Origin of the sequence: Mesorhizobium sp. M0185 (genome assembly GCF_040322175.1) — a bacterium.
GTDB lineage: Bacteria > Pseudomonadota > Alphaproteobacteria > Rhizobiales > Rhizobiaceae > Mesorhizobium.
Genome location: NZ_JAMYSY010000004.1, coordinates 14,518 through 26,494, shown reverse-complemented (window position 1 = coordinate 26,494; position 11,977 = coordinate 14,518). Strand labels below are relative to the sequence as shown.

Annotated in this window: 11 protein-coding genes; 1 reads left to right on the top strand and 10 read right to left on the bottom strand. The window is 64.2% G+C overall.

The features are described from left to right. Window positions 1–12: 12 nt before the first annotated feature. The 10 genes from NKJ20_RS04680 to NKJ20_RS04635 all read right to left on the bottom strand — a co-directional run bounded on the left by NKJ20_RS04680 (window position 13) and on the right by NKJ20_RS04635 (window position 11,042). On the bottom strand, window positions 13–957 hold the full coding sequence (locus tag NKJ20_RS04680) for an ABC transporter permease (protein WP_352742820.1): 945 nt from the start codon (window positions 955–957) through the stop codon (window positions 13–15). Continuing rightward, window positions 954–2,009: an ABC transporter permease gene (locus NKJ20_RS04675; RefSeq protein ID WP_352742819.1), complete on the bottom strand. Its 1,056-nt coding sequence runs from the start codon at window positions 2,007–2,009 to the stop codon at window positions 954–956. Before NKJ20_RS04675 ends, NKJ20_RS04680 begins: the two co-directional genes overlap by 4 nt. Then, window positions 2,009–3,499: an ABC transporter ATP-binding protein gene (locus tag NKJ20_RS04670; RefSeq protein ID WP_502894787.1), complete on the bottom strand. Its 1,491-nt coding sequence runs from the start codon at window positions 3,497–3,499 to the stop codon at window positions 2,009–2,011. Before NKJ20_RS04670 ends, NKJ20_RS04675 begins: the two co-directional genes overlap by 1 nt. A gap of 210 nt (window positions 3,500–3,709) precedes the next feature. Continuing rightward, a complete protein-coding gene (locus NKJ20_RS04665; protein WP_352451297.1) occupies window positions 3,710–4,741 on the bottom strand; it encodes a BMP family protein in 1,032 nt (343 codons plus the stop codon). A gap of 152 nt (window positions 4,742–4,893) precedes the next feature. Further along, on the bottom strand, window positions 4,894–6,099 hold the full coding sequence (gene pcaF, locus NKJ20_RS04660) for a 3-oxoadipyl-CoA thiolase (protein WP_352742817.1): 1,206 nt from the start codon (window positions 6,097–6,099) through the stop codon (window positions 4,894–4,896). 142 nt (window positions 6,100–6,241) lie between these two features. After that, a complete protein-coding gene (locus tag NKJ20_RS04655) occupies window positions 6,242–7,003 on the bottom strand; it encodes an SDR family NAD(P)-dependent oxidoreductase (RefSeq protein WP_352742815.1) in 762 nt (253 codons plus the stop codon). Window positions 7,004–7,015: 12 nt separating this feature from the next. After that, the gene (locus NKJ20_RS04650; protein WP_292657203.1) at window positions 7,016–7,828 is read right to left on the bottom strand and encodes an ABC transporter permease; all 813 of its coding nucleotides are present in this window, start codon (window positions 7,826–7,828) and stop codon (window positions 7,016–7,018) included. After that, on the bottom strand, window positions 7,828–8,691 hold the full coding sequence (locus tag NKJ20_RS04645; RefSeq protein ID WP_352451300.1) for an ABC transporter permease: 864 nt from the start codon (window positions 8,689–8,691) through the stop codon (window positions 7,828–7,830). The genes NKJ20_RS04650 and NKJ20_RS04645 overlap by 1 nt, the downstream gene beginning before the upstream one ends. A 76-nt stretch (window positions 8,692–8,767) precedes the next feature. Continuing rightward, window positions 8,768–9,931, bottom strand: a complete 1,164-nt coding sequence (locus tag NKJ20_RS04640) for an ABC transporter substrate-binding protein (protein WP_352451301.1) — start codon at window positions 9,929–9,931, stop codon at window positions 8,768–8,770. Next, window positions 9,912–11,042, bottom strand: a complete 1,131-nt coding sequence (locus NKJ20_RS04635) for an ABC transporter ATP-binding protein (RefSeq protein ID WP_023678187.1) — start codon at window positions 11,040–11,042, stop codon at window positions 9,912–9,914. Before NKJ20_RS04635 ends, NKJ20_RS04640 begins: the two co-directional genes overlap by 20 nt. 114 nt (window positions 11,043–11,156) lie before the next feature. Here NKJ20_RS04635 and NKJ20_RS04630 point away from each other — a divergent pair, with 114 nt between their 5' ends. Then, entirely contained in the window at window positions 11,157–11,969 is an 813-nt protein-coding gene (locus tag NKJ20_RS04630; protein ID WP_352451302.1) for a helix-turn-helix domain-containing protein, read from the top strand. The last annotated feature ends 8 nt before the right edge of the window (window positions 11,970–11,977 follow it).

Sequence of the window (11,977 nt, the reverse complement as noted above, 5' to 3'; positions counted from 1 at the left end):
GGCGAAGCGCCGCTACCGCTCTTCGCGCCGGAACGGCTTGAGCAGCGCCGACGGGGCCACCGCATTGCGCGACATCACCGCCATAGCGACGATGGTGAAGATGAACGGCAGCATCAGGAAGGCCTCGTAGGGGATGTGGCCAAGCCCGCTCGCCTGCATGCGCAACTGCAGGGCATCGACGAAGGCAAACAGCAGTGCCGCGCCTGCCGATCGCCACGGATCCCAGCGGCCGAAAACGACGAGCGCGATTGCCACCCAGCCACGCCCCGAAACCACGCCGAAGGTGAAGGCGTTGAACTGCGCCATCGACAGGAAGGCACCGGCCAGCCCCATCAAGGCACCGCCGAGGATCACCGCCTGGAGGCGCGTAGCGATGACGCTGACGCCGGCCGAATCGGCGGCGCGCGGGTTTTCGCCGACCATGCGGACCGACAGGCCCCACGGCGTGCGGTAGAGCACGAAGGCGGCCAGGGGAATAGACAGCATCGCCATGTAGACCAGCGAAAACTGGTTGAACACCGCCGGCCCGAGCACCGGAATGCCGGACAGGATCGGGATCGGCAGCGTCTCGAACCCCTTGATGTTCGGCGGTACCGATTGCTGGCCGAAGATCAGCCGGTAGAGGAAATAGGCAAGGCCGGAGCTAAACAGCGTCACGCCGATGCCGCAGACATGCTGGCTGAGGCCGAGCGCTACAGTGAACAGCGCGTGCACGGCGCCCATCAGCGCCCCGGTCAACACCGCCGCTAGCACGCCAAGCCAGAGGCTGCCGCTGAGGCTCGCCGCGGTGAAGCCGGTCATCGCCGACAAAAGCATGATGCCTTCGATGCCGAGATTGAGCACCCCGGCGCGCTCGGAGAACATCTCGCCCAGCGTCGCGAAGGCCAGCGGCGTGGCGATGCGGATGATCGCGGCGAGGAAGCCGACCTGGAAGATTTGCTCCAGCACCACGCTCATTTGGCTATTCCCACGCGACGGATGCGATAGGCGGTGAACAGCAGCGCCACCAGCATGGCGAGCAGCGCCGTTCCCTGGATGACATCGCTGAGGAAGGCCGGAACGCCGGTCGCCCGCGACATCGCCTCGGCGCCGGTCATCACCGCGGCAAGGAAGATCGCCGCCGGCACGACGCCGAGCGGATTGAGCCTCGCCAGCATGGCGACGACGATGCCGGAATAGCCATAGCCCGGCGAGATGTCGCTCATCACCTGGAAATGCACGCCGCCGACCTCGCCGACGCCCGCAAGGCCGGCCAATGCGCCAGACACCAGCGCCGTCGAAATCAGCACCCGCTCGACATTGATGCCGCCATAGCGCGCCGCCTCGGGGTTTTCGCCGGTGACCCTGATGCGGAAGCCGAGCGTCGTACGCGCGACCACGAACCAGACGACCGGTGCGGCGACCAGCGCCGCGACGACCCCGAGATGCAGCCGCGTGCCTTCGAGCAGCACCGGAAAATTGGCCGTATCCTCGATCGGCGGCGAGATCGGGTAGCCGCTGAAACTGTCCTTCCATGGCCCCTCGATCAGCGCCATCAGTGCGTAGAAAATGACCGAGTTGAGCAGCAGCGAGCTGACCACGTCATCGACCCTGAATTTTACCCGCAGCGTGGCGGGGATCAGGGCGACGGCCGCGCCGGCGGCAGCGCCCGCCAGCGCCATCAGCAGCATGGCGAGCGGCCCCGGCATCGGGATTGCACCGACGGCACAGCTCGCCACCGCACCAGCCAGCAATTGCCCTTCGGCGCCGATGTTCCAGAATTTGGCCCGGAAGGCGACCGCCACGGCCAGTCCGGTGAAGATCATTGGCGCGGCACGCACCAGCGTTTCGGTGACGGCGTAGCTGTCGCCCAGCGACGCCGAAAACATAACGCCATACGCCTCGACGACGCCGGCGCCGGCCAGTGCGATGAGGCCGCTGCACAGTGTCAGCGTCGCGCCGATGGCGAGCAGCGGCAGCGCCAGATTGAACCAGGCGGGCGTTGAGGTGCGGGCCTCGAGACGGAACATCAGGCATGGCCCTCCGCTCCGGTCATCATCAACCCGAGTCTGGCAATGCTGGCGTCGGCGCTGTTCAGCGTGCCGACGATGCGGCCCTCATACATCACCGCGATACGATCCGAGAGCATCAGCAATTCTTCCAGATCCTCGCCGATGAGGATGATGCCGCAGCCCTTGGCGCGCATGTCGAGGAATTTTTCGTGGATGAAGCGCGCGGCGCCGATGTCGAGGCCGCGAGTCGGCTGCGAAACGATCAGCACCTTCGGATCGAAAGCGAGTTCGCGCGCCAGAAGCGCCTTTTGCAGATTGCCGCCGGAAAGCGCCCCGGCGCGCGTCATCGGCCCGGGGCAACGTATATCGTAGGCCTTGATCTGCGCCTCGGCGAAGGCGCGGATCGCATCCGGCTTGATCAGGCCGTTGCGGCTGAACGCCGCCGTGCCGATGCGCGGCAGCACCATCGAATCGGCGAGCGGCAGATTGGTGACCAGCCCTGTCGTCATACGGTCTTCCGGGATGCGGCCGAGGCCGAGCGCCTGCACTGTGCTCGGCGAGAACCGCGAAACCGTTTTGCCGGCTATGGTCATCTTCCCGGCATCGGGCGCACGCACGCCGGAGATGACCTCGGCAAGCGCGCGCTGGCCATTGCCGGAGACGCCGGCGATGCCAAGGATCTCGCCGCCACGAACCGACAGCGAAACATCGCGCAGCGCCATGCCGGAATGATGCGATGTCGAGATACCGTCGAGGGTCAGCACGGCCGCACCGGGCATCGACGGTCCTCTGGCCGGAGGCACGATCTCGTGGCCGCACATCAGCCGCGCCATCTCCGAGGACGTGGTGCTGGCCGGCGCATCGACGTCGCCGGCAACGCGCCCATGCCGGAGCACGACGCAGCGATGCGTCAGCGCTCGCACCTCGTTGAGCTTATGCGAGATGAAGATGATGCCGAGCCCTTGTGCCGCCATCGAGCGCAGCGCCGAAAACAGCCCGTCGACCTCGGTCGGTGCCAACACCGCCGTCGGCTCGTCGAGGATCAGCAGCCTTGCGCCGCGAAACAGCGCCTTGACGATTTCGAGCCGCTGTTGCTCGCCGACCGACAGCGCCGAGACGGGGAGGTCCGGGTCGAGCGTCAGCCCGTGCTGGCGGCCGATCTCGGCGAGCCGCGCCAGCCCGCCGGCGCGGTCGATCCGGCCCGATCTGCCGGGAATGCCGATCAAGAGGTTCTCCAGCACCGAAAGCCGCGGTGCGAGATGAAAATGCTGGTGCACCATGCCGATGCCGGCGGCCAGCGCATCGGCCGAACTGTTGATCGCCACCGACCGGCCCTGCACCAGGATCTCGCCGGCATCGGGCGCATAGGCGCCGAACAGCACGTTCATCAGCGTCGTCTTGCCGGCGCCGTTTTCGCCGAGCAGCCCGAGGATTTCACCCGGCGCGACGCTGAGATCGACGGCCTCGTTCGCCTTGACGGCGCCAAAGCTCTTGGAGATGCCGCGCATTTCGATGAGAGGGGCAGGCGTTGACAAGGCGGGATCCTGGTGGCGTTGACGCCGATATCCCTCCCCCTTGAGGGGAGGGTGCCGAGCGAAGCGAGGCGGGGGGTCCCCTCAGCTGCCTCGACGTTTAGACCGAAAAAGATGGAGCGCGTCGCCGAGGACCCCACCCGGCCCTGCGGGCCACCCTCCCCTCAAGGGGGAGGGATGCGCCGCTCAGTCCGAGACCGGCGTATTCTCATCGACGTCGACGCGGAAATTGCCGTCGAGGATCTCGGCCTTCTTCTTCTCGACCAGTTCCTTGACCTCGGCCGGCAGCGTCTTGTCGAACTTGTGGTAGGGCGCGAGGTAGGAGCCGCCCTTGGCCATGCGCGAGAAATCGCCGTAATCCTGCGCGGTGAAGACGCCGGCCTTGACCAGCTTGATCGCCTGCTCGACGGTCGGATACATATCCCAGACCGGCCCGGTGATCACCGTGTCGGGGCCGAGGCTCGACTGGTCCGACATGTTGGAAATGGCGAGGATCTTCTTCTCCGCCGCCGCTTCGATGACGCCGAAGCGCTCGGCATAGATGACGTCGACGCCTGCGTCGATCTGGGCGACAGCCGCTTCCTTTGCCTTTGGCGGATCGAAGAACGAGCCGATGAAGGCGACCTTCTTCTTGATGTTGGGATTGACCTCCCTGGCGCCGGCAAAGAAGGCGTTGACCAGCCGGTTCACTTCCGGAATGCCCATCGCCGCGACGGCGCCGATCGTGCCCGATTTCGACATCTTTCCGGCGATCATGCCGGACAGATAGGCCGGCTCATGGATCCAGTTGTCGAAAACGCCGAAATTCGGCTCGGCCGGCCCGGCGCCGGAGCCGAACAGGAAGGCGGTCTTCGGGAACTGCTTGGCGGTCCTGCGCGATTCGCGCTCGGCGGCGAAGGCATCGCCCAGCACCAGCTCATAGCCGCCTTGCGCATATTCGCGCATGACGCGGCTGAAATCGGCGGTCTGCACCTTCTCCGACCATTTGTATTCGATGCCGAGTTCCTTCTCGGCCTTCTGCAGGGCAACATGGATCTGGTTGTCCCACGGCTCCTCGATCGGCGTGGCGAAGATCGCCGCCACTTTCAGCTTCTTGGTCTTGGCAAAGGCGCTGCCAGGCAGCATCGCTGCCGCTAGGCCGAGCGCGCCCAGCTCCAGCACGTTGCGTCGCGAAAGCCCTTCGCGTTTCGATTGGATTCTGCTCTTCCCGTTGTCCATTGCATGCCCCTCTGATTGGCGCCGTGTCGAGCCGGCTCTCTTCTCTGGAATATCGGCGAAGGAACTATGGAGCGGTGCCCGGCTTTTGTCCACATGGTCAAATTTGAGTGGGCGGAACGCGCCATTAAATGGCCCGGCAAATCGACGCTTGCTCACAATCTCTCCAGCGCCACCGCGATCCCCTGGCCGACCCCGATGCACATGGTGGCGAGGCCGTAGCGGCCGCCGCGTTCGCGCAGTTCCAATGCCGCCGTGCCGGTGATGCGCGCGCCGGACATGCCGAGCGGATGGCCGAGCGCGATGGCGCCACCATTCGGGTTGACGTGCGCCGCATCCTCGGCAATGCCGAGCTGGCGCAGCACGGCGATGCCTTGCGAGGCAAAGGCCTCGTTGAGCTCGATGACATCGAACTGTTGCGGCTCCAGGCCGAGCCGGGCACACAGCTTCTGCGTGGCCGGCACCGGACCGATGCCCATGATGCGCGGAGCGACGCCGGCGGTGGCACCACCGAGAATACGGGCGATCGGCGTCAACCCGTATCTTTTCACGGCGGTTTCCGAGGCGACGATCAGCGCCGCCGCGCCGTCATTGACGCCCGACGCGTTGCCGGCCGTGACCGTACCGCCTTGCCTGAAGGGCGTCGGCAATTTGGCCAGCGCCTCGACCGTCGTGCCCCCGCGGGGATGCTCATCTCTGTCGACAACGACCGGATCGCCCTTGCGCTGCGCGATCGTCACCGGCGTGATTTCCTTTGCCAGCCGGCCATTGGCTTGTGCGGCTACAGCCTTGTCCTGGCTGCGCACGGCAAATGCGTCCTGGTCGGCGCGGGAGACAGCGAACTCTTCCGCCACGTTCTCGCCGGTCTCCGGCATCGAATCGACGCCGTATTGCTTCTTCATCAGCGGATTGATGAAGCGCCAGCCGATCGTGGTGTCGTAAATCTCGGCATTGCGCGAAAAGGCGGTCTCTGCCTTCGGCAGCACGAACGGAGCGCGGCTCATCGATTCGACGCCGCCTGATATCATCAGCTCCGCCTCGCCGGCCTTGATGGCGCGGGCAGCAATTATCACCGCATCCATGCCCGAACCGCAGAGACGATTGACGGTCGAGCCGGAAACCTCCTTGGGCAGGCCGGCCAGCAGCAGCGCCATGCGCGCGACATTGCGATTGTCCTCGCCGGCTTGGTTGGCGCAGCCATAGACGACATCGTCGATGGCGGCCCAGTCGATGCCCGAATTACGCTCGACCAGCGCCCTCAGAGGTATCGCGCCGAGATCGTCGGCACGGACCGCCGACAACGAACCGCCGAAGCGTCCGATCGGCGTGCGGATGTAGTCGCAGATATAGGCCTCGGCCATTATGCAGCCTTCCCGTTTGCGCTGATGATTTCTGCTCCCGACCCAGCCATGTTGGCCGCATTCTCCTTGAGACGAAAGCACATCTCGCCGCCGACCGTTAGGCCAAAGAGAATTTCAGCTGCCGCCCACCGGGAGCGGCGGATCAGCCGATGCTTTCTCCACCGTCGATCACCAGCGCCTGACCGGTCATGAAGGACGAGCGGTCGGAGACGAGGAACAGGATCGCTTCGGCGATTTCCTCCGCGCTGGCCCAGCGCTGCATGGGAATTTTGGTGCGGACATAGTTCTCGATCGCCGCCCGCCCGCCCATCTGCGCGATGAACGGCTCGTTGAAGGGCGTATCGACCCAGCCGGGGCACAGCGCGTTGATGCGGACATTGTGTTTGGCATAGTCGAGCGACATCTGCCGGGTCATCGCCACCACTGCATGTTTTGACGTTGCGTAGGCAATCATTTCGCGGTCGTAGAACACACCCGAATTGGAGGCGGTATTCAGGATCACCCCGCCGCCTTGCGCGATCATCGACGGCATGACCAGCCTGGCCGCGAGGAACTGCGCCCGCACATTGATCCGCCAGGAGGCATCCATGCCGTCGGCGCCGACTTCGGTCAGCGTGCCGCCGACCTGGATCCCGGCATGATTGTGCAGGATGTCGATCCGTCGATGCCGGCCCAGCGTTCCCGCAATGAGCTGCTCGACCGCCGCATCCTCGCCGACGTCGGTGGCGATGGCCTCGGCCCGACCGCCGGCCGCACGAATGTCGGAAGCGGTTGCTTCCCCCGCCGCCTGGTCCCTGTCGGCGATCACCACGAGCGCGCCTTCCCTGGCCATCCTCATGGCGCCGGCACGCCCGATCCCCGACCCGGCACCCGTCACCACGGCGATGCGATCTCTCAGAATCATGTTTTCTATCTTTCAGTGTGATGGTTTTCGTTGCCGCAGTTGCCATTGGGCAAGCACCACGAGCAGAACGGAGGCGACGAGCACGATCGTCGCGATGGCATTGATCTCCGGCGTGACCCCGCGCCGGATCGAGGCGAAGACATAGATCGGCAATGTCGTCTGTGCGCCGGCGACGAAGAAAGCGACGATGAAATCGTCGAAGGAGAATGTGAAGGCGAGCAGGAAGCCGGCGATCACCGCCGGCATGATCTGCGGCAACACGATGCTGCGGAACGTCGTCAGCGGGGTAGCGTAAAGATCGCTCGAGGCCTCGACCAGATTGCGGTCGAGGCTGCCGAGGCGCGTGCCGACAATCATCGCCACCAGCGCCATCGAAAACAGCCCGTGCGCGGCGATGATCGAGCCATAGCCGAGCGCCAGGCGCGGTGGCTGGTCGTTCGGCCACAGCGAAGCGACAAACGGGTTGACCACCCCGAATAGCTGGACCAGCGCGACCAGCGTCGAGATGCCGATGACGACACCAGGAACGACGATCGCAGCACCCAAAAGCGCATCGAACACGGCTCGCGTCCGCGCGCCGACACGCGCCAGGCCAAGCGCGGCCGCCGTGCCGCACAGCGCCGCCAGCAAGGCGCTGGTCGTGGCGATGAACAGGCTGTTCTTCAGCGCTTCGACCAGGAACGGGTTTGCCAGGGCCTTGCCGTACCATTGCACCGAGAAGCCAGTGAACTCGCTGGCGTGGTGGCCGGCGTTGAACGAAAACAGCACCACCAGCGCGATCGGCAGGTAGAGAAAGGCAAAGACCGCAACGACGAAGGCACGCATCAGATCAGGTCCACCCGGCGGGCACCCGAAAGCCGGGTCGAAATGCGGTTCGCGGCAAGCAGCACGACCACTGAAACCGCCACAAGTGTGATGGCGATTGCCGATCCGAATGGCCAGTTGCGCGATTGCAGGAACAGATCGACCAGCGCGTTGCCGATGAAGAAGACCTTGCCGCCGCCGAGTAGCGTCGGGATCAGATATTCGCCGAGCAGCAGGATCATGACCAGCGAGAAGCCGGTCATCACACCTGGCAGCGACAGCCGCAGCGTCACGCCGAGGAATGTCGAGATCGGCGTCGCGCCGAGATCGGCGGAGGCCTCCAGCAGCCGGCGGTCGAGCCGCTCGAGGCTGACATAGATCGGCAGGATCATCAGCGGCAGATAACCATAGACGATGCCGAGCAGAACCGCTCCCGGCGTGTTGATCAGCCGCACGTCCTCCATCCCGACATAGGCCAGCAGAGCTGGGATGCCGCGCCCGCCAAGCACATACATCCAGGCATAGGTTCGCATCAGCAGGCTGGTCCAGAACGGGATGACGACAAGCGCCAGCAGGATCAGCCGCCACCGTTCGGGTGCGCGCAAAGCGAGGTAATAGGCGACCGGATAGGCAACGAGAAGACAGGCCAGTGCGCCCGCCGGCGCCAGCACCATGGTGTTCCAGAAGGCGGTCGCCCGCGCCGGAAGATTGGCAAACTGCGCCAAGGTGAAAGCGGCCTGATAGCCGCCTTCCGGCGCCCGCTCGCCGACGCTGAAAACGGCAATCGCCACGAACGGCAAAACTAAAAACACCACCAGCCACGCCGTTGCTGGACCGAGCAGCAGGGCGGTCAGGAGATTGTGACGGAGGACGTTGCTGCGCATTGAAAAAACCGCCCGGGTGCCGGCGGACATCTGTCCGCCGGGGAGTTGCCTGCATCGAGCCTGTGGCCTGCCCGGTTCAAGCCGACTTGAAGCGTGCCATCAATTCGGCCCGGCCCGGATCGGTTAGCGTCGCAGCCGCACCGAATTCGAGCGGCTTCAGCAGATCCGCCGCCGGATAGAGGATCGGATTGTCCAGCACCTCCTTGGGCAGCAGCGCATTGACCCGCGCATCGGTGGAAGGCGCACCGTTGGCCAGGTGCTCCTTGACCGCGACTTTCGGGTTCATCAAATAGTTGAGCAAGGCATAGCCGGCAGGCTTGTTCGGCGCATCCTTGGGTATTGCGTAGAAGTCGGTCCAGATCTCGCCGCCTTCCTTGCCAAGCACGTAGGCGATTTCGGGGATGTCGCGGTGGAGCTGCGCCCCGTCATTGGTCCAGCACATCGTCATCCACGCGTCGCCGGCACGCATCGACGGCTGGTAGTCGCTAGAGACCGCGAACAGATGCGGCTTGACCTTCAGCAGCAATTCCTCCGCCTTGGCGAGTTCCTCCGGCCTCAGCGAGTTGAACGAGAAGCCGAAATATTTCAGCGCGTTGCCGATCGTGGTCAGCTGGTAATCATGAACCATGGTCCGGCCGTCGCCCTCCGCCATGGCCGTGTCCCAGAATTCCTTCCAGCTCGTCATCGGCTTGGTCAGTTTCTTGGTGTTGACGGCAAATCCGGTGGTGCCCCAATTCTTCGGCACAGCGTAGGTCACCCCGTCGATGGTGCCTTCCCCAGTGAAGCGCGGGTCTTCTTGCGAGCCGTCATAATTGGCAAGCTTGGCCATATCCAGCGCTTCGATGATGCCAAGCTTCTTGTAAGTCGAGATCGTGTAGTTGGTCGGAACGAAAAGGCTCCAGCCCGAGGCGCCGGCCTGCAGCTTGGCCAGCATCTCCTCGTTTGACCCGAACACGTTCACCTCGACGGCAACGCCGGTTTCGGCCTTGAAATTCTCGAACGTCGCCGGGTCGTGATAATTGGGCCAGGTGGCAATCGACATGCGGTCGCCAAGCCCCTCCTGGGCGAAGGCTGGCGACGGCATGATGCCGAGTTCGCGGGCCATTACTGCCGTTGCGATGCCTAGGCCGGTGAGGCCAAGGAACTCGCGGCGGCCGATGGAACCGCGCTTGAGGCGCATCAACTGGTCGACGAATTTTTCAGGGCTTATCGGCAGTCCGTCACGATACGATTTCGACATTTTTGTTTTCCCTCTGGTTGGTCCCGTTATTCTCCGGAAACGCCAGCGGCGTTCCGGCTGTAAAGCCGACGGCGACGGGTTCACCCGGCTTGAAGAGATTTCCACCGCCAACCAGATGATCGGCCTTGGCGAGCAGCGTCCCGATGCCTTGGACCTCGATTGCATATTCCGCGGTGGAACCGAGAAAGATCCGGTTGCGGACAAGCCCGTTCAGCCGGCCGCTTCCGGGCGCGCCGAGACTTAAGGATTCAGGACGCAGGCTTACCGAGACGGCTTCGCCCTGGGCTAGCGAAGTGCGCTTGCGCGCGGCGATGACGGTGCCGTCGGCAAGCGCTACCTCGACGAGCTTGCCCGAGAGCCCGACGACCTTGCCGCTCAAGAGATTGGTCTTGCCGACGAAATCGGCGACGAAGAGGTCGGCGGGTTCGTCGTAGATTTCGCTCGGCTGCCCAAGCTGGACGATGCGCCCGCCATTCATGACGCAGACGAAATCGCTCATCGACAGTGCCTCTTCCTGATCGTGGGTGACCAGGACGAAGGTGATGCCGATCTCGCGCTGCAGGTTCTGCAGCTCTATCTGCATGTCGGTGCGCAGCTTCTTGTCGAGCGCCGCCAGGGGCTCGTCGAGCAGCAGCACCGCCGGCTTGTTGACCAGCGCCCGCGCCAGGGCGACACGCTGCTGCTGGCCGCCGGAAAGCTCATGGATCTTGCGGCGTCCATAGCCGGCAAGCCGAACCATGGCGAGCGCCTCGCCTGCCTTCAGGCTGATCTCCCGCGACGACAGGCGCGGCCGCGCCTGGCGTAGGCCATAGGCGACGTTGTCCGCCACATCCAGATGCGGAAACAACGCATATTGCTGGAACACCATGTTGACCGGCCGCCGATAGGGCGGCGTGCCGGCCATGTCGCGGCCACGGATGAATACCACACCTTCGCTTGGCTGTTCGAAACCGCCGATCATGCGCAAACAGGTTGTCTTGCCGCAGCCGGACGGCCCGAGCAACGCGACAAAGGCAGACGGCGGGATGGCAAGATCGATGCCGCTGACCGCGATCACGCTGCCGTAGCGTTTGGTGACCCCGCGAAACTCGATGTCGGGCACTGCGGTCAAAGCTGCGGGCTCCAGCGGCTAGTTGGTCTCGAAACGCTATCAGAGCCAATGGCGGCTAGTATATACCTCCCAGGTGGTATATTTCATCTATTTTCTCGTCTGGAGGGGTATGAATTGGGCGTTTCACGCAGGGATGAATACAGCCGGCTCGCTGCGCTCATCGCAGCGACGCGGGAGACGAGCGGCGAGCTTTTCGGCAAGGCGATGGTCGCCTGGCTCCGCCAGCATGTCAGCTTCGATCATTGCGTGATCTTCGGCTATCGCGGCGCCTCACGCCCGCCGCTGCTGTTCGAGACATTCTCGCCGGCCGAAAGCCACGTCTTCGTCGCGCTCTATCAGGAAGGGCCTTATCTGCTCGATCCGTTCCACCATGCGGCAGTCGAGCGCAAGGAAGGCTTTTGGCGCATGCGCGAATTGGCGCCGGATCGCTTCTATGCCAGCGAATATTACCGCTCCTATTACAGCCAGACCAGGCTTGCGGAGGAGGTCGGCTTTTTCGTGCCGCTGCCGGGAAAGGACGCGCTGGTGGTCTCGCTAATGCGATTGCGCGCTTCGGGGCCGTTCGGAACCGCCGATGCCAGGTTGCTGCGCGACATGGCGCCTGCGGTGATCAGCCTCGTCAGGCTGCGCTGGCCTACCCTTCCGGCTGACGGACCGGTTGGGACGAAGCAAGACGAGGCGATTGCTCCGGTCAGTGAGTTCGAACGTGCTCACATCTGGAAGAGCCTTTCGCTCACGCCGCGCGAGCAGCATGTCGTCGATCTGGTGCTTCAGGGCCATTCCACGGAATCGATTGCCAGGGCGATGCGCATCGTGCCGGGAACCGTAAAAGTTCATCGCCGCAACATTTACCGCAAGCTCAAGATAAAGTCGCAGGCGGGTCTGTTCGCGCGTTTTGTCGAGATCATGGACGCACGGATTCGGTAGTCCCAAGT